The organism is Geodermatophilus chilensis (assembly GCF_002802985.1).
Taxonomy (GTDB): domain Bacteria; phylum Actinomycetota; class Actinomycetes; order Mycobacteriales; family Geodermatophilaceae; genus Geodermatophilus; species Geodermatophilus chilensis.
In genome coordinates this window covers 1-25411 of record NZ_NVPT01000045.1, presented here as the reverse complement: position 1 = coordinate 25411, position 25411 = coordinate 1, and the positions used below count along the sequence as shown (strand labels likewise).

The window sequence follows — 25411 nt, the reverse complement described above, 5'->3', positions numbered from 1 at the left end:
GCCACGGCCCCGTCCGGGCCGGTACGGCTTCCCTGACCTGCATCCTGGGGTCACCATGGGAGCGGCTCCCGAGCCGTGGGAGCGCGGTCGGCCCCTGGGAGGCCCGCATGACTGCTCTGGCCCCGCATCCGATCGTCACACGGCCGGCCCCGGCTCCCGAGGCAGCGAAGGGCTCGCGGCTGTCGAACCTGCTGCGGACCACCGACCACAAGACCATCGGCCTGATGTACCTGGCCACGTCCTTCGTGTGGTTCGTGGGCGCCGGCCTGATGGCGATGCTGATGCGCGGGGAGCTGGCCCGCCCGGGGCTGCAGTTCCTGTCGCCGGAGCAGTACAACCAGCTGGTCACCATGCACGGCACGGCGATGCTGCTGTTCTTCGCGACGCCGCTGTTCTTCGCCTTCGGCAACCTCATCATGCCGCTGCAGATCGGCGCTCCGGACGTCGCCTTCCCGCGGCTGAACGCCTTCTCCTACTGGCTGTTCCTCTTCGGGTCGATGCTCGCGATGGGCGGCTTCCTCACCCCCGGCGGCCCGGCGGACTTCGGCTGGTACGCCTACACGCCACTCTCGACCGCGGCGCACTCGGCCGGCGTCGGTGCCGACCTGTGGATCGCCGGGCTGGCGGTCAGCGGTCTGGGCACCATCCTCGGCGCGGTCAACTTCGCCACCACGATCGTCTGCCTCCGGGCGCCGGGGATGACGATGTTCCGGATGCCGATCTTCACCTGGAACACGCTGGTCACCAGCCTGCTGGTGCTCTTCGCGTTCCCGATCCTCACCGCCGCGCTCATGGCGCTGCTCGCCGACCGGCAGGTGGGCGCGCTGGTGTACACGGAGGAGAACGGTGGGCCGATGCTGTGGCAGCACCTGTTCTGGTTCTTCGGGCACCCCGAGGTCTACATCATCGCGCTGCCGTTCTTCGGCATCATCACCGAGGTCATCCCGGTCTTCAGCCGCAAGCCGCTGTTCGGCTACAAGGGCATGATCTTCGCGACCCTCGCCATCGGCGGCCTCTCGGTCGTCGTGTGGGCGCACCACATGTATGCGACCGGCGCGGTGCTGCTGCCGTTCTTCGCGTTCCTGACCTACCTGATCGCCGTGCCGACCGGCATCAAGTTCTTCAACTGGATCGGCACCATGTGGCGCGGTCAGCTGACCTTCGAGTCGCCGATGCTCTTCTCGATCGGCTTCCTCGTGACGTTCCTGCTGGGCGGGCTCACCGGCGTCCTGCTGGCCAGCCCGCCGCTGGACTGGCACGTCAACGACAGCTACTTCGTCGTGGCGCACTTCCACTACGTGGTATTCGGCACCGTCGTGTTCGCCGCCTACGCCGGCGTCTACTTCTGGTTCCCGAAGATGTGCGGCCGGATGATGGACGAGCGCCTGGGCAAGCTGCAGTTCTGGATGACCTTCATCGGCTTCCACGGCACGTTCCTGGTGCAGCACTGGCTCGGCGGTGAGGGCTTCCCGCGCCGGTACGCCAACTACCTGCCCACCGACGGCTTCACCACCCTGAACACCGTCTCGACGATCTTCTCGTTCATCCTCGGGGCGTCGGTGCTGCCGTTCCTGTTCAACGTCGTGCGGTCGTGGCGCTACGGGCCCCTGGCGCTGCGGGACGACCCCTGGGGCCACGGGAACTCGCTGGAGTGGGCGACGTCGTCGCCGCCGCCGCGGCACAACTTCACCGAGATCCCGAAGATCCGCTCCGAGCGCCCGGCGTTCGAGGCGCACTACCCGCACCTGCTGGACCGCCTCGAGCTGGAGAAGCACGTCGGGCGACGCCACGAGCCCTACGCCGACGTCAGCAATGTCGGCCTCAGCGAGGGCGCCCGGCAGGGCAGCCGGGACCCCGACCCGACCTGAGCCGGGCGCCGGCCCGGCCCACCCGCGCTCGTCCGTCTGCCGGCGGCGGGCACGGCGGGGCTGGGCGCGCTCCGGCGGCCATCGGGGTCCGGCTTCGGGAGCCGAGTGCCGTGGACGGCCAGGAGCCGGTCCGGCGCGCCGGGTCCGCGCTGGCAGGGGGCCTCCGGCTCGGAGCCGAGGCTGCTCGGTCGAGGCGGCTCCGTCAGGGCAGCCAGGCGTCGAGGCCCTGCTCCTGGTGCACCGCGGGCTCCTCGGCGTCCTCGCCGGACCGGTCCTCGTCGAGGGCCTCGCGGACCACCCAGCCGGCCAACCCGGCGCCGTAGCCCTTGCGGGCGAGCATCCCCACCAGCCGCCGCTCGGCGGTGATCCGGTCGACCCGCCGCAGGCCCGGCAGTCGACGCTGGACCAGCCGCCGGGCCGCATCCCACTCGTCCTGGTCGTCGACGAGCGCGACCGCCTCCTCGGCGACCTCGCCGTCGACACCCTTGGCACGCAGCTCCGCCTTGAGCGCGCGCCGTGCCAGCCCTCGCCCGGCCTGACGGGAGGTCACCCAGGCCCGGGCGAAGGCGGCGTCGTCGATCAGGCCGACCTCGTCGAACCGGTCGAGAACGGCCTCGGCGGCGTCGTCGGGGATCCCGCGCCTGGTCAGCAGGTCGGCCAGTTGCTGGCGGGTCTTGGGGGCACCGGTCAGCGCCCGCAGGCAGATCGACCGGGCGACCTGCTCGGGGTCGCCCGGGTCGTCCTCGGGAGGCGGGCCGCCGGCCGGCGGGGCGGCGTCCGGACCGTCCGGGTCAGGGGACGGACCGGAGCGCCGCCCGCGTCGGCGTCCGGGGGCGGAGCGCTCCCGGGCGTCGGGCCAGCCGCCCACCGTCAGAAGTCGGGCTGGTCGACCGTGGCGGGCGCGTCGAGCTGCGGGCCGATCCCGAGCTTCTCCTTGACCTTCTTCTCGATCTCGTCGGCGAGGTCGGGGTTGTCGCGCAGGAAGGTGCGGACGTTCTCCTTGCCCTGGCCGAGCTGGTCGCCCTCGTACGTGTACCAGGCGCCGGACTTGCGGATGAAGCCCTGCTCGACGCCGGCGTCGATGAGCCCGCCCTCGCGGCTGAAGCCGGTGCCCCAGATCAGATCCAGCTCGGCCTGCTTGAAGGGGGCTGCGACCTTGTTCTTGACGACCTTGACGCGGACCCGGCTGCCGACCGCGTCGGTGCCCTGCTTGAGGGTCTCGATGCGGCGGACGTCGAGCCGGACCGACGAGTAGAACTTCAGCGCGCGGCCACCGGTGGTGACCTCCGGCGAGCCGTAGACGACGCCGACCTTCTCGCGCAGCTGGTTGATGAAGATCGCGGTGGTGCCGGAGTTGTTCAGCGCACCGGTGATCTTGCGGAGCGCCTGGCTCATCAGCCGGGCCTGCAGACCGACGTGGCTGTCGCCCATCTCGCCCTCGATCTCGGCGCGGGGCACCAGCGCGGCGACCGAGTCGATGACGATGACGTCGAGCGCGCCGGAGCGGATGAGCATGTCGGCGATCTCCAGTGCCTGCTCACCGGTGTCGGGCTGGCTGACCAGCAGGGCGTCGGTGTCGACGCCGATCGCCCGGGCGTACTCGGGGTCGAGCGCGTGCTCGGCGTCGATGAACGCCGCGATGCCGCCGGCGGCCTGGGCGTTGGCCACCGCGTGCAGGGCGACCGTCGTCTTGCCGGAGGCCTCGGGGCCGTACACCTCGATGACGCGGCCCCGCGGGAGGCCGCCGATGCCGAGAGCGATGTCGAGGGCGATCGAGCCGGTCGGGATGACCTTCATCGCCACCTCGGGGCTGTCGCCCAGGCGCATGACCGAGCCCTTGCCGAACTGCTTGTCGATCTGGGCGAGGGCCATGTCGAGGGCCTTGTCGCGGTCGAGCGTTGCCATGGTGCTCACCTTCGGGAAGTCGCGGTGCAGTGTGTGTTCGAGCGGGTCGGTGTCGACGCTAGAGCGGGGGTCCGACACTTCCGGGGATCCGGCCGACCTGTGGAGGAACGCCCGGCCTGTGGACTGCGCCACCAATCTAGCCCGAACGTGTGTTCGACTGCCAGCGTGACACGCCGCGACCGCGCCTCAGCGTTCCTTGTGCGGCACGTCGAACTCCTCGCAGATCGCCAGCCACACGCGGCGCACGGGCAGGCCGGCATCGATGGCCTCGACGGCGCTGCGCCCGCCCAGCGAGGAGAAGACGTGGTCGCGGGCCACGCTCTCGGCCCGCATGGGGCCGAACTGGTCGCGGAGCCTGGCCCAGAAGTCCTGCAGTCGCACGACCCCGACGCTAGCGCGCAGGCGGAGCGGTCGGCCGGGCCCTCCGAGCTCCTACGCTGGAGCGGTGATCGGCACCGGCTCGGCCACCCTGGACCTCGTCCTCGAGATCGGGATCGCGCTGGCCCTCCTGGCCTCCCTGGTCCTGCTCTGGCGGAACTACCGGGGCCGCTGAGCCGGCACCGCCGCCCCGCGCTCCCTGGTGCGCACCCACACGACCAGCAGCGGGACCACGAGCGCGGCCGAGACCGTCGCGACCAGCCCGTAGCTGCCGAGGGCGAGCAGCGGCCCCCCGGCGATCCCGGCCAGGGCGGCGCCCAGCCCCATGAGCAGGTCGGTGCCGCCCTGCGCGGCAGGCCGCCGTCCCTCGCCGACCGACTCGGTGACCAGCGTGGACCCGGCGATGAGCCCGCAGGACCAGCCCAGGCCCAGCAGCAGGAGCCCGGCGCCCAGCTGCAGGGCCGCCCCGGACGGCGCCGTCCCCGCCAGCGCGGCCGCCGTCAGCAGCAGGCCCGCGCCGACCGCGACCGTCGTCCGGCGGCCGGCCCGGTCGGCCAGCAGCCCGACCAGCGGGGAGAACAGGTACATGCCGGCGACGTGCACGCTGATCACCAGACCGATGACGCGCAGCGTCGTCCCCCCGGCGTGGCCCATGTGCACCGGCGTCATCACCATCACGCCGACCATCACCGCGTGGGAGACCACGACCGCGGTGAGCCCGAGCCGACCGCGGGGGTCGGCCCACACGGCGCGGACGGCCTCCGTGGTGGCCCGTCGTGGTCGTGCGGCGTCCGCCCCCGCGCCGCGCAGCTGCCGCGCGAGCAGCAGGGGGTCCGGTCGCAGGAGGGCCAGCAGGCCGAGTGCCACCACGGCGAAGACGGCCACCGAGACGGCGAAGGCGCCGGTCAGGGGCGGCAGCCCGAGGGCGTCGCCGAGCGCCTCCCCGGGGCCGGCGAGGTTCGGGCCGAGCACCGAGCCGACCGTGGTCGCCCACACCACCAGGGACAACGCCCTCCCGCGGCGCTCCGGGACGGCCAGGTCCGCGGCGGCGTAGCGCGCCTGCAGCCCGCACGCGGTGGCGGCGCCGAAGGCGAACAGGCCCACGAGCAGCAGTGGCAGCGAGGAGACGACCGCGGCGACGACCGTCACCAGGGAACCGAGGACGGCGACCGCGTACCCCGCCGCCAGGCCCGCCCGCCGGCCCGCGCGGTCGCTGACCCGGGCCAGCGGGACGGCGACGACCGCGGCGCCGAGCACGCCGGCGGTCGTGCCGAGCCCGGCCGCGGTGTCGGAGCCGGCCACGTCGCGGGCCAGCAGCCCGCCGACGGTGATGCCGACGGTCACCCCCAGACCGCTGAGCGCCACGGCCCCGCCGAGCACGCCGAGGGTGCGCCGCTGGACGGCGGCCGGGTCCAGCACCGAGGTCTGCGGGGTCACGGCCGGGCCGCTCTAGAGACCCATGGAACGGCCGACGATCTCGCGCATGATCTCGTTCGTGCCGCCGTAGATGGGCTGGATGCGCGCGTCGCGCCAGGCCTTGGAGACGGGGTACTCGTCCATGTAGCCGTAGCCGCCGTGCAGCTGCAGGCAGCGGTCGGCCACCTTGTTCTGCAGCTCCGTGGTCCAGTACTTGGCCATCGCCGCGTCGACCGGGGTGAGCTCGCCGCGGGCGAGCTGCCGCACGCACTCGTCGACGAAGGTGCGGGCGATGGTGACCTCGGTCTGCAGCTCGGCCAGGACGAAGCGGCTGTTCTGGAAGCTGCCCACCGGCCGGCCGAAGGCGGTGCGCCCGGTGACGTACTCGACGGTCTGCGCCAGGACCGTCTCGGCCGCGGCCACCGCGCCGACGGCGATCGACAGCCGTTCCTGCGGCAGATTCTCCATCAGGTGCGCGAAGCCGCGGTTCTCGGTGCCGAGCAGGTTCTCCGCCGGCACGCGCACCTCGTCGAAGAACAGCTCGGCGGTGTCCTGGGCCTTGAGGCCGACCTTGGCCAGGTTCCGCCCGCGGGTGAACCCGGGCATGTCGCGCTCGACCACCAGGAGGCTCAGACCGCGCGAACCCGGGGCGTCGGGATCGGTGCGGGCCACGACGATGACCAGGTCGGCGTTGATCCCGTTGGTGATGAAGGTCTTCGAACCGGTCAGCAGCCAGCCGTCGCCGTCCCGCCGGGCCGTCGTGCGGAGACCCTGCAGGTCGCTGCCGGCGGCCGGCTCGGTCATCGCGATGGCGGTGATCAGCTCGCCGCTGCAGAAGCCGGGCAGCCAGCGCTGCTTCTGCTCCTCGGTGGCCAGGTCGCGCAGGTAGGGCCCGGCGACGTCGTTGTGCAGGCCGAAGCCCAGGCCGGTGGCGCCGATCCGCATGACCTCCTCGTCGAGGACCGCCTGGAAGCGGAAGTCGCGCACGCCCCCGCCGCCGAAGCGCTCCTCCATGTCGGTGCCGAGCAGGCCCTGCGCGCCCGCCGAGGTCCAGACCTCGCGCGGCACGATGCCGTCGCGCTCCCACTGGTCGTGGAAGGGGACGACGTTCTTCCCGGCCCACGCGCGGACCGTCTCCCGGAAGTCCTCGTGCTCGGCTTCGTACAGGGAACGGCGCATGGCGGTCAGTCTGCCCGAGGTGCCGACGTCGCCGGGCGTTCAGAACCCGTACCCACCGCGCCTCCCCTGCACGAGGCCGTCGACGGTGGACAAGGACGGGCTCAACCGTCGACCAGGAGTATGACGGAGACGACGACGCCGTATGCCACCACCGCGGCACGCAGCAGCGACGAGGGAATGCGCCGCGCTGTCCGAGCGCCGAGGTAGCCGCCGGCGAGCGAGGCTGCGGCGACGACGAGGACGGCTTCCCATGCGACCGGGCCGAAGACGCCGAAGGCGACGAGCGCAACGGCGTTGATGAGCAGGGACAGGAAGTTCTTCAGCGCATTGATGTGGCGGAGCTGTTCGGCCAGGAAGATCCCGAGGACGCCGAGCAGCAGCACGCCGAGGCCCGCCCCGAAGTAGGCGCCGTAGACAGCGGCGAGCAGAACACTCAACTGCAAGTTCGGTGAGCGATGTGCGGTCCGCGAGCCGGTCCCGCGCTGGACGAGGCGGGCCAGCCGGGGCTGGAGCATCAACAGCGCGCAGGCCAGCAGGATGAGGAACGGCACGACGGCGCGGAACACCTCGCTCGAGGTCGTCAGCAGGAGGACGGACCCGGCGACGGCACCGACAATGCTGGTCACGCCGACCGCCCGCACCCGCGCGCCCTGCCCCTCGAGCTCGGGCCGGCCCCCCGCCACACTCCCGGCGTAGCCGGGGAACAGTGCGACGGTGTTCGTCACATTTGCCGTGACGGCCGGGTAGCCAGCCGCGAGCAGCGCCGGGAACGAGATCAGCGAGCCCCCGCCCGCGACCGCGTTCACGCCACCGGCGAGCAGTCCCGCGCCGGCGAGCAGCCCCGCCGTCTCGGCGTCACCTCCCGACCGCGTAGCCCTGCATGCCGCGCGGGTTGGCGGCGGCCTTCAGGAACCCCGTCTCCGGGTCGCGGCCGGCGGCCGACAAGCGGCCCTGCGACCAGTCCCCGACGACGTCCACGTCGTGTCCGCGGGCCCGCAGGCCGGCGACGACGTCGGCGGGGAGGCGCCCCTCGGTGAGGAGCTGTCCCGGCGACGCCTGGCGCGGGTAGAAGGAACTCGGGAAGTGGTTGGTGTGGAACATCGGCGCGTCGATGGCCGCCTGCAGGTCCAGACGGCCGTGCACGTGCGCCAGCAGGAACGTCGGCGACCACTGGTCCTGCTGGTCACCGCCCGGTGTTCCGAAGGCGAGGTAGGGGACGCCGTCCCGGGTCGCCAGCGAGGGGCTCAGCGTGGTGCGGGGGCGCTTGTTCCCCGCCATCGACGACGGCAGGCCGGGCTCGAGCCACAGCATCTGTGCCCGTGAACCGAGGCAGAAGCCGAGCTCCGGGATCACGGGCGAACTCTGCAGCCAGCCGCCGCTGGGCGTGGCCGAGACCATCATCCCGTTGCGGTCGACGACATCGACGTGGCAGGTGTCGCCCCGGGTGGTCCCGTCGCCGAGAACCGTGGGCTCGCCCGCACCGTCAGCGGTCACCGCCGGACGGGCGCCGCCACCCTCGATGCCGCCCGGCATCCGTGGGGGGCGCCCGTGCGGGCTTCCCGGGCGCAAGTCGTAGGACGCTTCCTCGTCCACCAGCGCCCGCCGCTCGTCGGCATACGACGCGGACAGCAACCCGTCGAGCGGGACATCGACGTGTTCGGGGTCGCCGTACCAGGCTTCCCGGTCGGCGAAGGCGAGCTTCGCGCACTCCACGACGGTGTGGATCCAGTCGACCGACAGGTGACCCATGGCCTGCAGGTCGAAGCCGGACAGCAACTGCAGTTGCTGCAGCATCACCGGCCCCTGACCCCAGGGACCGGTCTTGTAGATGGTCAGGCCGGCGTAGTCGATCGACACCGGCTCCTCGACGGTCGGCTCCCAGCGCGCGAGATCGTCGCCCTCGAGCAGCCCCCGGTGGCGTCGTCCCGACGTGTCCATCACCTCCTGCGTCGCGCACCACCGCGCCATCGCCTCGGCGACGAAGCCGCGGTAGAAGGCCTCGCGCGCGGCCACCAGCTGGCCTTCGCGGCCAGGAGCCGCTGCCTCCGCCTCCGCCAGGACGCGGCGGTACGTGTCGGCCAACGCAGGGTTGCGGAAGCGGGACCCGGCCATCGGCGGGCCGCCGGACGTCAGGTACGTGGCAGCCGACGTCGGCCAGTGGTCCCGGAAGAGCGTCTCCACCGTCCGGATCGTGGCCACGGTGCTCGGTAGCAGCGGGAACCCCGTGTCGGCATAGCCGATGGCGGGCTGGAGGACGTCGCGGAGCCGCCATGTTCCGTGCTGCTCGAGCAGGAGGGTCCAGGCACCGAAGGCGCCGGGAACGACCGCGGCCAGCAGACCACTGCCGGGGACGAGATCGAGGCCGAGATCGTGGTAACGCTCGATGCTGGCCGCGGACGGAGTGGGGCCCTGCCCGCAGTAGACCTGCACCGGCCCGGCCGGGTCCGCGACCAGGATGGGAACATCACCGCCGGGACCGTTCAGATGGGGCTCGACGACCTGCAGCAGGAAGCCTGCGGCGACCGCGGCGTCGACCGCGTTCCCGCCGCGCTCGAGAACGGCCATCCCGGCCGCGCTGGCGAGCCAGTGCGTCGAGGCCACCATGCCGTGGGTGCCCGACAGCTCGGGGCGGGTCGTGAACATCATGAGGATTCCTTCCCCGTCGGGGTACGCGGCCAGGCGGCGACGTGGCCAGGCCGATCTGGTGGGACTGCCGGTTCAGACGGCGCCGTGCGGCAAGGCGGTCTCCACCGATCCCTGCGCGGCGGCCGCGGCAGGGACATCCGGTGCACCGGTGTCGCGGTCGACGAGGTGACACGCGACAAGGTGGTCGGGGGAGGTCACGCCCACCAGCGGCGGGACCTCGACGGTGCAGCGGTCGACCGCGACGGGGCAGCGGGTGTGGAACGGACAACCCGACGGCGGATCCAGCGGGCTGGGGATGTCGCCGCGGAGCACGACACGGGTCCGGGCGCGCTGCACCACCGGGTCGGGGACGGGGGCGGCCGTGAGCAGTGACTGCGTGTACGGCATCTGCGGGTCCCGGAACAGCCGCTCCCGTGAGGTCTTCTCCACGATCTTGCCGAGGTACATCACGGCGATCTCGTCGCTGATGTACTCGACCACCGACAGGTCGTGCGTGATGAAAAGGCACGAGAAGCCCATGTCACGCTGCAGGTCGGTGATGAGGTTGAGGATGGAGGCCTGGACACTCACGTCGAGTGCGGACACCGGCTCGTCGGCGATGACCAGGCTCGGCTCGAGAGCCAGCGCACGCGCCAGCCCGACGCGCTGGCGCTGCCCGCCGGACAGCTCGTGCGGGTAGCGATCACGCAGCTCGGACCGCAACCCGCACTTCTCGAGCATCTCCGCCACCCGGCGGTCCAGCTCCTTGCCGGATGCGGTCCGGTGCAGCCGCATCGGCTCGCCGACGATCTGCCCGATGGTCAGTCGCGGGTTCAGCGAGGAGTACGGGTCCTGGAAGACGATGTGCACCTGCCGGCGCAACGGCCGCATCGCCCGCCGGGACAGGTGCGAGATCTCCGTACCGAGCAACTTGATGCTGCCCGACGTCGGCTCGACCAGGCGGGTGACGCAGCGGCCGACCGTCGACTTGCCACTGCCCGACTCGCCGACGAGACCGAGGATCTCGCCCGGGCCGATGGTGAACGAGACGCCGTCCACGGCGCGCACGACACCCGAGCCGCTGCGGACCCCCGATCCGGTCGAGAAGTGCTTGACGAGGTCGGTGACCTCCAGCACGGGGCCGTCATACCGCGCGGCTGCGCCCGTCACGAGTCCTCCCCGGGGTGATAGCAGGCCGTGGGGTGGTGCGGTCTCGTGGGCTCCAGCGGCGGGCGTAGCGACACGCAGATCTCCGTGGAGCGCGGGCAGCGCGGTGCGAACGGGCACAGGTCGGGCTCGGACCGCAGCGACGGCACGAGCCCCGGGATCTCGGCGAGCCGGCTGCGGGCCACCTCCTCGACGCCCTTCTCCCGGTGCGGGATCGCCCGGAGCAGGCCGTTGGTGTAGGGATGCTGCGGATGCGCGAACAGCTCGTGGATCTCGGCCTCTTCCACCGGCATGCCGGCGTACATCACGACGACGCGGTCGGCCAGGTCGGCGACGACGCCGAGGTCGTGGGTGATGAGGATGATCGCGGTGCTGAGCTCGGTGCGCAGGTCGCGCATGATGTCGAGGACACCGGCCTGGATCGTGACATCGAGGGCAGTGGTGGGCTCGTCCGCGATGAGGACCTTCGGTCCGCATGCCACGCCCATCGCGATCATGACGCGTTGCCGCATCCCCCCGGACAGCTGGTGCGGGTACTCGTCCACCCGGCGCTGCGGTGCGGGGATGCGCACGAGTTCGAGCAGCTCGACCGCGCGCTGCTGAGCGGCTCGCTTCGACAGGCCCTCGTGCCGCTGGAGGACCTCACGGATCTGCCGCCCGACGGTGAAGGCAGGGTTGAGGCTGGTCATCGGTTCCTGGAACACGAAGCTGATGTCCTTGCCCCGGACCTCGCGCAGCTCCTTGGGGCTGAGCGACAGCAGGTCGACGCCGGCGAGGCGGATGCTGCCTTCGACCGTCGCGGTGGGAGGCAGCAGGCCGGGGATCGCCATGGCCGTCACCGACTTGCCGCAGCCTGACTCGCCCACGATGGCGAGGACCTCGCTGGCACCGAGCTCGAAGGACACGCCGTTGACGGCGTACACAGGGCCGTCCTCGCTGGCGAACCGGACCCTCAGGTCATCGACGCTCAGCAGGGGGTCGTTCGCCGGTCCTACCTGCACGGGCAGGTCGAGAGAGCTCGTCATCGCGTCGCCTTCGGGTCGAGGGTGTCGCGCAGTCCGTCACCGACGAGGTTGAACGACAGGGCGGCAAGGGCGATGGCGACGCCGGGGAACACCGCGAGCAGCGGCGCCTGGCTGAGGAAGCTCTGCGCGGCCGAGAGCATGGTTCCCCAGGACGGCGTCGGCGGCTGCACGCCCAGGCCGAGGAAGGAGAGCACCGACTCGCCGATGATGGCCTCCGGGATGGTGACGGTCGCTTGCACGAGCAGGGGGCTGATGGCGTTGGGCAGGATGTAACGCCGCAGGATCCGCACGTCTCGTGCGCCGTCGGCGATCGCCCCGGCGACGTAGTCCTGTTCGCGAAGGCCGAGCACCTCGCCGCGGGTGACGCGGATGAAACTGGGCAGCGCGCTGATGCCGAGCGCGATGACGACGTTGCGCAGGGACGGCCCCAGGATGGCCGCCAGTCCGACCGCGAGGATCAGGAACGGGAAGGCGAGCAGCAGGTCGGTGGTCCGGCTGATCACCAGGTCGGCCCAGCCCCGGTAGTAGCCGGCGATCAGTCCAAGCGGCACGCCGACCGCCATGGCGAGCAGCGTGGCCAGGACGCCGGCCTGCATCGACACCCGGGCGCCGTGCGCGATGCGGGCGAGGGTGTCGCGCCCCAGGTCGTCGGTGCCGAGCGGGTGCTGCGCCGACGGGGGCTGCAGGACCGCGGCGAAGTCGTTGGCGCCCGGATCGCCGAACACCGGAGCGAACAACGCGAGAGCGACGATGAGCACGAGGACGGCGAGCCCGAAGACCGACAGCCGCCGGCGGAGGAACCGTCTCACCAGGCGCCGGCCTCGGCGCTGCGGCGGTGGTGGTACGGGCAGGGCGGGACCCGGCTGGGCCATGGGGGCCGAGGCGACGGTCACGAGGCGGCTCCGCTGACACGGATCCGGGGGTTGAGGAAGGAGTACGTCAGGTCGACGAGCAGGTTCACCAGGACGTACCCGAAGACGGTCACCAGAGCGACACCCTGGATGACCGGATAGTCGCGGGTGAACACGCCGTCGACGATGAGCTTGCCGAACCCGGGGATGACGAAGATCTGCTCGGTGATCACCGCCCCGGAGATGAGGGCACCGAGCTGCAGCCCGAGGACCGTCACCACGGTGATCAGGCTGTTGCGCAGCGCGTGCACCAGCACCACCTGCCTCTCGGACAGGCCTTTGGACCGGGCGGTGCGCACATAGTCTGCCGACATCGTCTCCAGCATCGCCGAGCGCATCTGCCGCATCAGCACCGCTGAGAGCCCCGTCCCGAGAACGATGGCGGGCAGGACCATCCGCTGCAGGTTCTGGACCGGGTTCTCGAGCAGCGGGACGTACCCCGACGCCGGCAACAGTCTCAGCTGCACGGAGACCACGAGGATCAGCACCAGTCCGAGCCAGAAGTTCGGGATGGACAGTCCGAGCAGGCCGAAACCGTTGCTCACGTTGTCGGGCCAGCTCCCCCGCCTGAGCGCCGCGACGATGCCCGCCGGAATCCCGATGAGCAGTCCGACCAGCAGCGACAGGAGCGCGAGCTCCAGCGTGACGGGCAGCCGGTCGACGATGATCTGACTGACGTCCAGACCCGTACGCGTGGAGAAGCCCAGGTCGCCCTGCAGCGAGTTGCCGAGATAGCGGAGGTACTGCACCACGATCGGGTCGTTGAGCCCGTACTTCTCGCGGATCTCCGCCAGCGCTGCCGGGTCGCGTTCCTCACCGGCGAGGGCGAGGGCGGCATCACCCGGCAGCGCCCGCACGCCGACGAAGACCACGATGCTGGCCAGGAGCAGCACCAGCGCCGACGTGCCGACCCGCCGGACCAGGTAGGACCCCATGAGGGCCAGCGCCCCTCTCGTTACCGCTGCGCGTCAGTTGGCGTAGCCGGCGGTCTTCATCCTCGGGAGCCCGTCGGCGTAGTAGGCGACGCCGGTGACATCCGGGGCGGTCGCCAGGTAGTTGACCGGGTGGTAGAGGTAGATGATCGGGCGATCCTCGTTGACGATCTCGATGGCCTGGGTGTAGAGCGTCTTCCGCTCACCCTCGTCACTGGTCAGCCGCGCCGCGTCCAGCGCCTCGTCCAGCTCGGGGTTGGACTCGCCACTGGTGTTGAGCGGCGCACCGCTGTGCAGGTGGTTGTACATGTTGCCGTCGGGGTCGATTCGGCCCGACCAGCCGACCTGGAGCGTGTCGAACTGCCCCGCGTCGGCAGCGTCCAGGGCGGAGGCGAACTCGCTCGACTCGACCTTGACGTCGAAGCCGGCCTCCTTGGCCTGCCCCTGGATGACCTGGCCCAGACGGAGGTTGTCCGGGCTGGTGCTGACGCTCAACCTGACCGGGATGGGAGTGGGGATCCCCGACGCGGCGACGAGCCTCTTGGCCTCCTCGAGGTCCCGCGACGAACAGGTGATGGACTCGTCGAAGTACGGGCTCGCGGGGGGCAGCGGCGTGCAGCCTGTCTTGTTCTTGCCCGCGAAGACCACCTGGTTGATGACCTCGCGGTCGAGGGAGAGCTCGAACGCCTTGCGGAGGTCCGGCGACCCGCCGAGCGGGGTGTCGACCTTGCCGGCCGGCTCGCCGACCCCGGCGACGTTGCCGACGTTGATCGTCACCCCCTGGTAGCCGAGGGAGTCCTGGCCGATCAGGCGAACCGCGGGATCGCTCTCGAGCGCTGCGACGTCGGTCGCGGCGATGCGCTCGGCCACCTGCACGTCGCCCGACTTGACGTTCGCCTGCCGGACGTTGGCGTCGGTGATGATCGTGAAGGAGAGGCCGTCGAGCTTGACCTTGTCGGCGTCGTAGTAGTCGGTCGACTTCTTCAGCACGATCTCGCTGCCCGGTGTGCGACTGACGAACTCGAAGGGGCCGGCGCAGACCGGATCGGTGGCGAACTGGTCGCCCAGCTTCTCCAGCTGCACCGGGGACATGATCATGCCGGCCCGGTCGGCGAGCTGAGCGGTGAGCGGAGCGAACGGCGCGCTGAGCGTGAGTGTGACGGTGGAGGGGTCTACCACGTCGACCGCCGTCACCGCCGAGAGCTCGCTCTTGCGGGCCGATCCCTCCAGGGTGCGGTGACGGTCGAGCGAGGTCTTGACCGCCTGCGCATCCATCTTGGTGCCGTCGTTGAAGGTCACGTCGTCGCGGATCTTGATCGTGACGGTCGTGCCGTCCCCTGAGACCTCGGGCAGCTCCGCGGCGAGCTGCGGAACGAGCTCGAGGCTCTCGTCGACGTCGTAGAGCTTCTCGCACATGTTGACGAAGACCTCGCGGCTGACCAGCGTGCGTGCGAGCGTGGGGTCGAGCGCGTCAGGATCCTCAGCGAGTGCGAGGGTGAGGTCTCCGCCCGCCCTCGCCTCCCCGGTGGCCAGCGCCGAACCGCCTGTGGCGCCGGGCGCGTTGGCACCCCCCGAGCAAGCGCCGACAAGGGTGACGCTCGCGAGAGCGACGGGCATGAGCGCGGCACGGCGCCGACGGGACATCAGGCCTCCTCTGACCGAACGAGGTGACCATCGTCACACGAGTCGTCGACAGTATACAAGCGCTCTCAGTCATCCGTATCGGCGTGGAGTGACCCCGGGACCGACCGCTCGCCGGTCAACTGGCGGTACGAGGCACGAGCGGCCGCCACGTGGGCCCGGGCCACTGACTCGGCGTACTCCTCGTCGCCGCCGGCGATCGCGTGCAGCAACTCCTCATGCTCGGTCCAGGAGTGCGGCGCTCGGGTCGGAGCGCTCAGGCGGAAGACCCACTGCACCCGGCCGGCCATCGGCGCGACCAGCAGGCTGAGGTAGTCGTTGCCGCTGATGTCGACGACGAGCTGGTGGAACTCGGTGTTGCACGCAGCGAGGGCGTCGAAGTCCCCGGCGTCGGTCGCCTGACCGGCCTTGACCAGCACGCTGCGTAGCCGACCCACTGCTGTGGCGTCCGCGCGCCGGGCCGCGAGACGGGCTGCGAGCGACTCGAGAGCCATCCGTACGTCGAAGAGGTCCTCGGCCTGCTCGGCCGTTATCTCGGCGACGACAGCCCCGCGTCGCGGGAGGATCTCCACGAAGCCCTCGCTTGCCAGCGTCTGCAGCGCCTCCCGGACCGGGTTGCGCGAGACCCCGAGACGAGCGGCGAGTCGGTCTTCGACCAGGCGCGTCCCCGGAGCGAGCTCGCCGGAGATCACCAGCCGACGAAGTTCCTCGCACACCAGAGAGCGCAGGAGTTGATGCGCCGTTCCGATCGTCACAGTTCACCCTTCCTTTGGCGCCGCTGAAATGTATACAAAATGCGGGCATGCCGGAAGGTGTGACGTGGATCCCGGAGTTCCCCTCGACAGCACCACCAGGACTGGTCTTCGGGGCGCCTTGGTATCAGCGACAGCCGTGCGGCCGCCGGGTGGGAGGCGCCCACGGTGACGTGGGGGCAGTGGCCGCATGCGCCGGCGATCCACGATTCCGGCAGGTCCGGCGTGACCAGGCACTGTCGCCGGCGTTCTGCGGGGACGGCCTGGCCCACATCGCCCTGCTGCCCGCCGAACCGGCCTGTTCGGCCGCGTGGTTCCGGATCGCGGTCTCGCGCGGGGTAGACCCCCTGGCGGCCGGACAACGGTGACGTGGGTGACCGCGGTGACAACGCATCGCGCAGCCGTCGGCCGGGCGGCGCCAGCCGGGCGCCTGCAGGAGCTCGGCGGAGTCCCTTCCTGCCCGTGGTCGCAACCCAGCGCACTGTCGTCCCCCGCGGACGACACTGAACGGCGTGCCCGCCCTCGACCGGTTCTCCGAGCCCACCCGGGCGTGGTTCACCGGTGCTTTCGCCGAGCCCACCGCCGCGCAGGAGGGTGCCTGGCAGGCCATCAGCAGCGGCGGGCACGCCCTCGTCGTGGCCCCCACCGGCTCGGGCAAGACGCTGGCCGCCTTCCTGTGGTCGCTCGACCGGCTGGCCAGCACCCCGCCGCCGGCCGACGAGCAGGCGCGCTGCCGGGTCCTCTACGTCTCGCCGCTGAAGGCGCTGGCCGTCGACGTCGAGCGCAACCTGCGCGCCCCGCTGGCCGGCATCGGGCAGGCCGCGGCCCGGCTCGGCCTGCCGCGGCCCGAGATCCAGGTGGGCACCCGCTCCGGCGACACCCCGGCCGAGGAGCGGCGGGCCTTCGCCCGGCGGCCCACCGACATCCTCATCACCACGCCAGAGTCGCTGTTCCTCCTGCTCACCAGCGCCGCCCGCGAGGCGCTGCGCGGCGTCGAGACGGTGATCGTCGACGAGGTGCACGCGGTCGCCGACACCAAGCGGGGCGCGCACCTGGCCGTCTCCCTCGACCGGCTCGACGAGCTGCTGGAGCGCCCGGCCCAGCGGATCGGCCTGTCCGCGACGGTGCGCCCCGTCGAGGAGGTGGCCACCTTCCTCGCTGGCGGCCGCCCGGTGGAGGTGGTCGCGCCCGGGTCGGCCAAGGAGTGGGACCTCTCGGTCGTCGTCCCGGTCGAGGACATGAGCTCGCTGGGCCAGCCCACCGGTGAGCTCGACGGCTCGGCGGCGGGCGACCAGCCACGGACGTCGATCTGGCCGGCGGTCGAGGAACGGGTGCTCGACCTCGTGGAGGCCCACCGCAGCACGATCGTCTTCGCCAACTCGCGGCGGCTGGCCGAGCGGCTGACCAGCCGGCTCAACGAGCTGGCCTACGAGCGGGCGACCGGGGAGCCCGTCCCGCCCGGCACCAACGCGGCGGCGCTCATGGCGCAGGCCGGGTCCGGGGGCCGGGTGCCCGAGGGCGTGCAGCCGGTCGCCGCCGCCCACCACGGCTCGGTCTCCCGCGAGCAGCGGGCGGTCGTGGAGGAGGCGCTGAAGTCCGGCCGGCTGCCGGCCGTGGTGGCCACCTCCAGCCTCGAGCTGGGCATCGACATGGGCGCGGTCGACCTGGTGGTGCAGGTCGAGGCGCCGCCCACGGTCGCCTCCGGTCTGCAGCGGGTCGGGCGCGCCGGCCACCAGGTGGGTGCGGTCAGCCGCGGCGTCCTGTTCCCCAAGTACCGCGGCGACCTGGTGCAGTGCGCGCTGGTCGCCGAGCGGATGAAGTCCGGCGCCATCGAGTCGATCCGCTACCTGCGCAACCCACTCGACGTGCTGGCCCAGCAGGTGGTCGCGATCGTCTCCGAGCGGCCGCGCACGGTCGACGAGGTGGCGGCGCTGGTCCGCCGGTCGGCGCCGTTCGCCTCGCTGCCGGACTCCGCGCTGCACGCGGTGCTCGACATGCTGGCCGGCCGCTACCCCTCCGACGCCTTCGCCGAGCTGCGGCCCCGGCTGACCTGGGACCGGGTCACCGACACCCTCACCCCTCGGGGTGGCGCGCAGCGGCTGGCGGTCACCAGCGGCGGCACCATCCCCGACCGCGGCCTGTTCGGGGTCTTCCTCGTCGGCGGCGAGGACAGCCGCGGCGGCCGGCGCGTGGGCGAGCTGGACGAGGAGATGGTCTACGAGTCGCGGGTGGGCGACGTCTTCCTGCTCGGGTCCTCCTCCTGGCGGATCGAGGAGATCACCCACGACCGCGTGCTGGTCAGCCCGGCTCCCGGCCAGCCCGGGAAGATGCCGTTCTGGCACGGCGACGCCCCCGGCCGCCCACTGGAGCTCGGCCGCGCGCTGGGCGCCTTCCTCCGCGAGGTCGGCACCGCGACACCCCAGGCCGGGCTCGACCGCGCCCGCGCCGCCGGCCTCGACGAGTGGGGCGCGGCCAACCTGCTGTCCTACCTCGCCGAGCAGAAGGCGGCCACCGGTCACCTACCCGACGACCGCACGCTGCTGGTCGAGCGCTTCCGCGACGAGCTCGGCGACTGGCGGCTGGTCGTGCACTCTCCCTTCGGCGCGCAGGTCAACGCGCCGTGGGCGCTGGTCCTCGCGGCGCGGCTGCGCGAGCGCTACGGCGTCGACGTCGCCTCGATGCACTCCGACGACGGCATCGTGCTGCGGCTGCCCGACACGACCGGGGAGCCGCCGGAGGCCGACCTCGCCGTCCTGGACCCGGACGACGTCGAGCGGGAGGTGACCGCCGAGGTCGGCAGCTCGGCGCTGTTCGCCAGCCGGTTCCGGGAGTGCGCGGCGCGGGCGCTGCTGCTCCCCCGCCGCGACCCGCGCCGGCGCACGCCGCTGTGGCAGCAGCGGCAGCGGGCCGCCCAGCTGCTCTCGGTGGCCAGCGAGTTCTCCAGCTTCCCGATCACGCTCGAGGCCGCCCGCGAGGTGCTGCAGGACGTCTACGACGTGCCCGGTCTGGTCGAGCTGATGCGCGACGTCCGCTCCCGGCGGGTGCGGGTGGTCGACGTGCAGACCCAGGCGGCCTCCCCCTTCGCCCAGTCACTGCTGTTCGGCTACGTCGGGCAGTTCCTCTACGAGGGCGACGCCCCGCTGGCCGAGCGCCGGGCGCAGGCGCTGGCCCTCGACACCGGGCTGCTCGCCGAGCTGCTCGGCCGCTCCGAGCTGCGCGAACTGCTCGACGCCGAGGCGCTGACCGAGATCGAGGCCGAGCTGCAGCGCCTGCCCGTCGTCCGCCACCCCCGCGACCCCGACGGCGCGGCGGACCTGCTGCGCATCGTCGGCGACCTCACCGTCGCCCAGGCCGCCGCCCGCGGTGTGGGCCAGGAGTGGCTCGACGAGCTGGTGGCCGCCCGCCGTGCGCTGGTGGTGCGCATCGCCGGCGAGGAGCGGTACGTGGCCATCGAGGACGCCGGCCGGCTGCGCGACGCGCTGGGCACCGCGCTGCCGGTCGGGGTGCCCGAGGTGTTCACCGAGCCGGTCCCCGACCCGCTGGGCGACCTGGTCGGCCGCTACGCCCGCACCCACGGCCCGTTCCAGCCCGGGGAGGTGGCCGAGCGGCTGGGACTGGGCGTCGCGGTGGTGACCGCGACGGTGCAGCGGCTCGTCGGCACCGGCCGGCTGGTCACCGGGGAGTTCCGGCCCGGCGGCACCGGCCAGGAGTGGTGCGACGCCGACGTGCTGCGGTCGGTCCGCCGGCGCAGCCTGGCCCGACTGCGCCAGGAGGTGGAACCGGTGCCGGTCGACACGCTGGCGCGGTTCACCCCCTCCTGGCAGTCGGTGGGCAGCCGGATGCGCGGGCCGGACGGCGTGCTGGCGGTCGTCGAGCAGCTGGCCGGGGCGCTCGTCCCGGCGAGTGCGCTGGAGTCGCTGGTGCTGCCGGCCCGGGTGCGGGACTACTCCCCCGCGATGCTCGACGAGCTGACCAGCGCCGGTGAGGTGCTGTGGGCCGGTGCCGGCGGGCTGCCCGGCGGCGACGGCTGGGTCAGCCTGGTCCCGGCCGACCTCGCCCCGCTGCTGCTGCCCGAGCCGCTGGAGCTGCCCGAGGCAGCCGCCACGGTGCTCGACCACCTGGCCGGCGGGCAGGCGCTGTTCTTCCGGGGGCTGTCCGACCTCGCCGGCTCCACCGACGACGCCGCGTTCGCTGATCTCGTGTGGGACCTGGTCTGGGCCGGCGTGCTGACCAACGACACCCTGGCGCCGCTGCGCACCCGGTTGCCCGGTGGCGGCACGCACAAGCGCCAGCCCGCCCCACCCCGGGCACGGCTGGACCGCAGCCGCTACGGCCGCACCCGGCTGGGCCGGCCGGCGATGCCGACGCGCAGCGGACCGCCCACGATGGCCGGCCGGTGGTCCCGGCTGCCCGACCGGGAGGCCAACCCCACCAAGCGGACGACGGCCCGCGCCGAGGCGCTGCTCGAGCGGCACGGCGTGCTCACCCGCGGCGCGGTGGTGGCCGAGCAGGTCAGCGGCGGCTTCTCGGCGGTGTACCCGGTCCTGCGGGCCTTCGAGGAGAACGGCCGGGCCCGGCGCGGCTACTTCGTGGAGACCCTCGGCGCCGCCCAGTTCGGCACGCCGGGGTCGGTCGACCGGCTGCGCAGCTTCGCCTCGCCCGACCGGGTGCCCGGCGGCGCGGTGGTGCTGGCGGCGACCGACCCGGCCAACGTCTACGGTGCGGCCCTGCCCTGGCCCAACCGCCCCGGTGCGACCGGCGAGGGGGACGGCGACCCGGGTGGCGCCGTCGACGTCGGTGAGGGCACCGGCGGCGGACGGCGCAGCGCCGGGCACCGGGCCGGGCGCAAGGCGGGTGCGCTGGTCGTGCTGGTCGACGGCGAGCTGGTGCTCTACGTCGAGCGGGGTGGCAAGACGCTGCTGTCCTGGACCGAGGACGAGACCACCCTCAAGGAGGCCGCGACGGCGCTGTCCGGGGCGGTCGCAGCGGGCGCGCTCGGCCGGATGGTGGTGCAGAAGGCCGACGGCGCCTCGGTGCACGAGTCGACGCCGCTGTCGGCCGCACTGCAGTCGGCGGGCTTCGCCGCCACGCCGCGGGGTCTGCGCGTGCGCGCCTGAGCAGGGCGCGGCCCCCTCCAGGGCACCGCCGGCCCCGTCCCGGGCCCGCCCTGAGCCGGCGAGGGTGGGGCCGACGGGGTCCTTCTCCGAGTAGTGGGCAGGAGGGGCGCGGCCTCCCTGCAGGGTCCCGCCGCGAGCCTGCGCGTGGCGGGGGCAGGGAGGTCATTCTTCAGTCGCGGGACGGGTGCAGCCAGCGGCGGAACAGCCGCGACAGCGCCGGCATGACGACGTAGCCGAGCAGCACGACCACGACGACCGCCGACAGCAGCAGCCGCACCGGCAGCGGCCACCAGGACACGTGCGGGGCGACCAGCAGCTGGAAGGCCAGCGTGATGGCGAAGACGGCAGCCACGGTGAGGACCGTCAGCCGCCAGCGGGGTCCCGGACGGGACGGCCTCAGGGCCGTGAAGAAGCTGTCCAGGCCGGCCACGTGCGCGTAGTCAACCCGGTCGGTCAGGTGCTCGGCGCGCTGCAGCGCGGCCTGCCGCTCGGTCGAGCGCTCCCAGCGCGCCAGCGACTCGCCGTCAGCGAACCGGTAGACCAGGTGGTACCGGGTCGAGCCCGGCCCCGGACGCAGGAGGCTGGTGCCCAGGTTGCCCGGGAACCGGGCGGCCAGGTCCAGCGCCTCGGCGGCCCACCGCTCGAAGGCCTCGCGCTGGTCGGCCCGCACGTCGCGGGCGACGGTGACCGTCACCGGCTCGGCGGCGGCGACCACCGCCTCCGGCGCCGTGATCCGGGCGCTCGTCGATCGATCGCGTCGCTGCACGCGAGGCTCAGCGACCGGACGGACCCGCGCCTTCCCGCTGCGGGCGTGACCTGTACCGCGTCCGAGCAGGGCGGATGCGACCGGGGGACACTGGAGCCCGTGCCCGAGGGAGACACCGTCTGGCTGGCGGCGAAGCGGATGCACACCGCCCTCGCCGGGGCCACCCTGTGCCGCGGCGAGCTGCGCGTGCCCCAACTGGCCGCCACCGACCTCGCCGGCCGCACCGTCTCCGAGGTCGTCCCGCGCGGCAAGCACATGCTCACCCGCTTCACCGACGGCTGGACGCTGCGCACCCACTACCGGCTGGACGGCAGCTGGCACATCTACCGGCACGGCACGCGGTGGCGCGGCGGTCCGGCCTTCGCCATCCGCGCCGTCCTCGCCACCGACCAGTGGGAGTGCGTGGGCTACCGGCTGCACGACGTCGCCATGGTGCGCACCGAGCACGAGGACCAACTGGTCGGCCACCTCGGCCCCGACGTGCTCGGCCCCGACTGGGACCTCGACGAGGCGCTGCGCCGGCTGCGGTCGCACCCCGACGAGCAGATCGGCGTCGCCATCCTCGACCAGCGCAACCTGTGCGGGCCCGGCAACCTCTACAAGGTCGAGGGCCTGTTCCTCAGCGGCGTGCACCCGTGGGCCCGGGTCGCCGACGTCGAGGACCTCCCCGGGCTGGTCGAGCGGACGCGCACGCTGATGCTGGCCAACCGCGACCGCCCGGAGCAGAGCACCACCGGCGACCTGCGCCGCGGCCGCGACCACTGGGTCTACGGCCGCAAGGACCGCCCCTGCCTGCGCTGCGGCACGCCGATCCTGCGCGGTGACCAGGGTCCGGACCTGCAGGAGCGGATCACCTACTGGTGCCCCACCTGCCAGGCCACCGACGCCCCCGTCGACCCGAACGCCCGTACCGGCGAGCCCGACCACCCGCCGCCGCTGCCCGGCGCCCACTGAGCGGCCCCCGCTCGTCGCGACGAGCGGGGGCCGAGGGCTCCCGAACAGTGACGGGTCCGGCCCAGCGCAGGCCGGGCCGGCTCCCGAGGGAGGACCCCCTCCTGGAAAGAGGACCCCGTCCTCCCCACCCCTCGCAGGCTCGGGACGGGCCCCGGGACGGGGCCGCCGAGGCTCGGGGACGCCGAGGAGGGGCCAGGTCAGGCCTGCTGGTCGCGGTCCACGGGCCGGGCCGCCGGCTGCTGCGTGGTGGACGTCGGCACCGAGGGGGCGCCCCCCTCCAGCGCCGGGGCGGCGTTCTGGCCGGTGACCGCCGGCTGCCCCATGGAGGCGCGGATCTGGTCCAGCCGCGAGGCACCGGCGACGTCGAGGGTCGCCTTCTGCACCTCGAGCATCCGCCCCTCGACCGACGTCTGCGCCAGCTCGGCCTGGCCGAGGGCGTTGGCGTACCGCGCTTCGATCTTGTCCCGCACCTCCGACAGGCTCGGCGTGTTGCCCGGCGCGGAGAGCTCGTTGACCTGCTTGAGCGAGGCGGCCACGTGTTCCTGCATCTTGGCCTGCTCGAGCTGGCTCATCAGCTTGGTGCGCTCGGCCAGCGTCGTCTGCAGCCGCATGCGGCTCTGCTCGACCGCGCCGCGCGCCTGCTCGGCGGCCTGCAGCGCCTCGTCGTGGCTGCGCTTGAGGTCCTCCATCGCCTGCTCGGCGGCGACCAGCTGGGTGGCGAAGGCCTGCGCGGCGTTCTCATACTCTGCCGCCTTGGCCGCGTCCCCGCCGGCGCGCGTCTGATCGGCGAGCACCAGCGCCTGCCGCGCGGAGGCCTGCAGCTTCTCCACCTCGCCGAGCTGCCGGTTGAGCCGCATCTCCAGCTGACGCTGGTTGCCCAGCACCGCGGCGGCCTGGTTGGCCAGCGCCTGGTGCCGCTGCTGCTCGGCCTCGATCGCCTGCTGGATCTGGATCTTCGGGTCGGCCTTCTCGTCGATCTTGGCGTTGGCGGAGGCCGTGAGGTACTTCCACAGCTTCACGAACGGGTTGGGCATCGGTCCTCCTGCTCGTGCGGTCGTCCGCCAGGGCCTACCCGTCCGGCGCACCGCAGCGATCGTCGTCCACGCCATCGTCCCAGGTACGCCCGCGCACGAGCCAGCGGCGAGGTGCGGTGGCGTCCGGATCGCTAGGGTCGCGGACGTGACCAGCGACCGCCCGGTGCTGAGCGTCCTCGGTGAACTCGTCGTCGACATGCTGCCCGACGCCGCGGCCGGCGCCGGCCCGCACGGCACCACCCCCCACTACGTCGCCCGCCCCGGCGGCAACGCCCTCAACGTCGCGGTCGCCGCCGGCCGCCTCGACGTCCCCGTGCGGCTGCTCGCCCGGCTGGGCACCGGGCCGCTGGCCGCGGGCCTGCGGCGGCACGTCGAGCTGTCCGGCGTCGACCTCGGCGGGTTCGTCCCGGCCACCGAGCCGGTCAGCCTGGCGGTCGTGGGACTGGGCCCCGACGGCTCCCCGGACTACGGCTTCCACGTGCAGGGCGCCGCCGACTGGCAGTGGACCGACGAGGAGCTCGCCGCCGTCCTGCCGGCCGGGACGGCGATCCTGCACGTCGGCTCCATCTCCAGCTGGACCCCGCCGGGCAGCGAGGCGATCGCCCGGCTGGTGGAGCAGGTCGCCGCCGACGGCCGGGCGCTGGTCAGCGTCGACCCCAACATCCGCCCGATGCTGGCCGACGGCCCGGTCGGGGCGGCGCTGGGCAACTCCCCGGAGTCGGTGCGCGCCCGCCTCGAGCGGCTGCTGTCCCGCGCCGACATCGTCAAGGTCAGCGCCGAGGACCTTGCCTGGCTCGAGCCCGACGCCGCCGACGACCTCGACGCGACGGCCCTGCGCTGGGCCGATCGGGGCATCGCTCTGGTCCTGCTCACCGACGGCGGGGCGCCGCTGCGCATCGCCCGGCCCGGCCGCGAGCTGGTGCACCGCGAGCCCCCGCGGGTGACCGTGGCCGACACCGTCGGCGCCGGTGACTCGCTGGCCGCGGGGCTGTTCGCCGGCCTGCTCGCGGCGGGGGTCACCACACGGGCGGCGCTCGAGCGGCTGCCCGACGAGGAGCTGCTGCCGATCGTCGACGACGCCGCGCTGGTCGCCGCGCTGAACTGCACTCGCGAGGGCGCCGACCCGCCGACCCGCGACGAGCTGGTGGCGGCCCGCCGGTGACCGACGACGTCGCGCTGGTCGGGTTCGCCGAGCTGTCGGCCACCGTCGTCCGCGCCCGCCTCCTGGTGGCACACGACCGGTTCTGGGACGTCGACACCCGGCCGCTGCACCACCCGGTCTGGTTCGACCAGTTCGGCGGCTTCGGCGCGCTGGCCCGCAGCGCCGGCGGGGAGGACGTCGGCTACCTGCTCGGTGTGGTGACCGCCGACCGGCTGGCCTACCTGCACCTGCTGGCCGTGCGCGACGACCGGCGCCGCACCGGGCTGGGCCGCCGGCTGGTGCGTTGGTTCGACGACCTGGCTCTCACCACCGGGGCGCGCGTGGTGCAGGCGGTCACCCGACCGGAGAACACCGCCGCGGTGGCCTTCCACACCGCGCTCGGCGCCAGCGCGCACCTCGCGCAGGACCGGAACGGACCCGGTGAGCACCGCCTCGTCCTCACCCGGTCCCTGACTCGCTAGCGGGTACCGGCCCCGTCCCGGGCGCCGCCCTGAGCTTGCGGGGGGGGTGGGGAGGACGGCGGCCCCCCTGCAGGGCCCCGCCGCGGCCCCGTCCCGGGCCTGTCCCTTATACAAATCT

At 73.0% G+C, this 25411-nt stretch carries 20 protein-coding genes; 5 read left to right on the top strand and 15 right to left on the bottom strand.

All coding sequences use genetic code 11. The annotated features are described in order from the left end of the window. The first annotated feature begins 107 nt into the window (after nt 1–107). Entirely contained in the window at nt 108–1868 is a 1761-nt protein-coding gene (ctaD, locus tag CNO22_RS09805; protein ID WP_100499190.1) for an aa3-type cytochrome oxidase subunit I, read from the top strand. A gap of 202 nt (nt 1869–2070) precedes the next feature. On the opposite strand, the gene CNO22_RS09800 is transcribed toward ctaD, so the two are convergent. The 13 genes from CNO22_RS09800 to CNO22_RS09740 form a co-directional block, all read right to left on the bottom strand. After that, the gene (locus CNO22_RS09800; RefSeq protein WP_100499189.1) at nt 2071–2736 is read right to left on the bottom strand and encodes a regulatory protein RecX; all 666 of its coding nucleotides are present in this window, start codon (nt 2734–2736) and stop codon (nt 2071–2073) included. 2 nt (nt 2737–2738) lie between these two features. After that, nucleotides 2739–3773 (bottom strand): recombinase RecA, encoded by a 1035-nt coding sequence (gene recA / locus CNO22_RS09795; protein ID WP_100499200.1) that lies wholly within the window; start codon nt 3771–3773, stop codon nt 2739–2741. A 186-nt stretch (nt 3774–3959) separates the two neighbouring features. Further along, complete coding sequence (locus CNO22_RS09790) at nt 3960–4154, bottom strand: DUF3046 domain-containing protein (RefSeq protein ID WP_198588215.1); 195 nt, start codon at nt 4152–4154, stop codon at nt 3960–3962. A gap of 156 nt (nt 4155–4310) precedes the next feature. Beyond that, nucleotides 4311–5588, bottom strand: a complete 1278-nt coding sequence (locus CNO22_RS09785; RefSeq protein ID WP_100499187.1) for an MFS transporter — start codon at nt 5586–5588, stop codon at nt 4311–4313. Nucleotides 5589–5600: 12 nt separating this feature from the next. After that, entirely contained in the window at nt 5601–6746 is a 1146-nt protein-coding gene (locus CNO22_RS09780; RefSeq protein WP_100499186.1) for an acyl-CoA dehydrogenase family protein, read from the bottom strand. 101 nt (nt 6747–6847) lie between these two features. Next, entirely contained in the window at nt 6848–7585 is a 738-nt protein-coding gene (locus CNO22_RS09775; protein WP_100499185.1) for a sulfite exporter TauE/SafE family protein, read from the bottom strand. A 16-nt stretch (nt 7586–7601) separates the two neighbouring features. Continuing rightward, on the bottom strand, nt 7602–9392 hold the full coding sequence (locus CNO22_RS09770; protein WP_232806925.1) for a gamma-glutamyltransferase family protein: 1791 nt from the start codon (nt 9390–9392) through the stop codon (nt 7602–7604). 72 nt (nt 9393–9464) lie between these two features. Further along, entirely contained in the window at nt 9465–10541 is a 1077-nt protein-coding gene (locus CNO22_RS09765; protein WP_100499184.1) for an ABC transporter ATP-binding protein, read from the bottom strand. Then, complete coding sequence (locus CNO22_RS09760) at nt 10538–11563, bottom strand: ABC transporter ATP-binding protein (RefSeq protein ID WP_100499183.1); 1026 nt, start codon at nt 11561–11563, stop codon at nt 10538–10540. The genes CNO22_RS09765 and CNO22_RS09760 overlap by 4 nt, the downstream gene beginning before the upstream one ends. Continuing rightward, nucleotides 11560–12372 (bottom strand): ABC transporter permease, encoded by an 813-nt coding sequence (locus CNO22_RS09755; RefSeq protein WP_198588214.1) that lies wholly within the window; start codon nt 12370–12372, stop codon nt 11560–11562. Before CNO22_RS09755 ends, CNO22_RS09760 begins: the two co-directional genes overlap by 4 nt. A gap of 80 nt (nt 12373–12452) precedes the next feature. Then, the gene (locus CNO22_RS09750) at nt 12453–13409 is read right to left on the bottom strand and encodes an ABC transporter permease (protein ID WP_100499182.1); all 957 of its coding nucleotides are present in this window, start codon (nt 13407–13409) and stop codon (nt 12453–12455) included. A gap of 33 nt (nt 13410–13442) precedes the next feature. Then, nucleotides 13443–15050, bottom strand: coding sequence for an ABC transporter substrate-binding protein (locus tag CNO22_RS09745; RefSeq protein WP_100499181.1), 1608 nt, complete (start codon nt 15048–15050; stop codon nt 13443–13445). A 65-nt stretch (nt 15051–15115) separates the two neighbouring features. Next, the gene (locus CNO22_RS09740) at nt 15116–15802 is read right to left on the bottom strand and encodes a GntR family transcriptional regulator (RefSeq protein ID WP_100499180.1); all 687 of its coding nucleotides are present in this window, start codon (nt 15800–15802) and stop codon (nt 15116–15118) included. A gap of 509 nt (nt 15803–16311) precedes the next feature. Here CNO22_RS09740 and CNO22_RS09735 point away from each other — a divergent pair. After that, entirely contained in the window at nt 16312–20916 is a 4605-nt protein-coding gene (locus tag CNO22_RS09735) for an ATP-dependent helicase (protein WP_100499179.1), read from the top strand. A 169-nt stretch (nt 20917–21085) separates the two neighbouring features. Here the strand turns inward: CNO22_RS09735 and CNO22_RS09730 are convergent, their stop codons facing one another. After that, nucleotides 21086–21682, bottom strand: coding sequence for an antibiotic biosynthesis monooxygenase (locus CNO22_RS09730; RefSeq protein ID WP_100499178.1), 597 nt, complete (start codon nt 21680–21682; stop codon nt 21086–21088). Between the two features lie 99 nt (nt 21683–21781). Here CNO22_RS09730 and CNO22_RS09725 point away from each other — a divergent pair, with 99 nt between their 5' ends. Then, the gene (locus CNO22_RS09725) at nt 21782–22636 is read left to right on the top strand and encodes a DNA-formamidopyrimidine glycosylase family protein (RefSeq protein WP_100499177.1); all 855 of its coding nucleotides are present in this window, start codon (nt 21782–21784) and stop codon (nt 22634–22636) included. 197 nt (nt 22637–22833) lie between these two features. Here the strand turns inward: CNO22_RS09725 and CNO22_RS09720 are convergent, their stop codons facing one another. Next, nucleotides 22834–23670: a PspA/IM30 family protein gene (locus CNO22_RS09720; protein ID WP_100499176.1), complete on the bottom strand. Its 837-nt coding sequence runs from the start codon at nt 23668–23670 to the stop codon at nt 22834–22836. Nucleotides 23671–23815: 145 nt separating this feature from the next. Between CNO22_RS09720 and CNO22_RS09715 the strand changes: the two genes are divergently transcribed. Beyond that, nucleotides 23816–24832, top strand: coding sequence for a PfkB family carbohydrate kinase (locus tag CNO22_RS09715; RefSeq protein WP_100499175.1), 1017 nt, complete (start codon nt 23816–23818; stop codon nt 24830–24832). Further along, a complete protein-coding gene (locus CNO22_RS09710) occupies nt 24829–25293 on the top strand; it encodes a GNAT family N-acetyltransferase (protein WP_157936876.1) in 465 nt (154 codons plus the stop codon). The genes CNO22_RS09715 and CNO22_RS09710 overlap by 4 nt, the downstream gene beginning before the upstream one ends. Nucleotides 25294–25411: the final 118 nt, after the last annotated feature.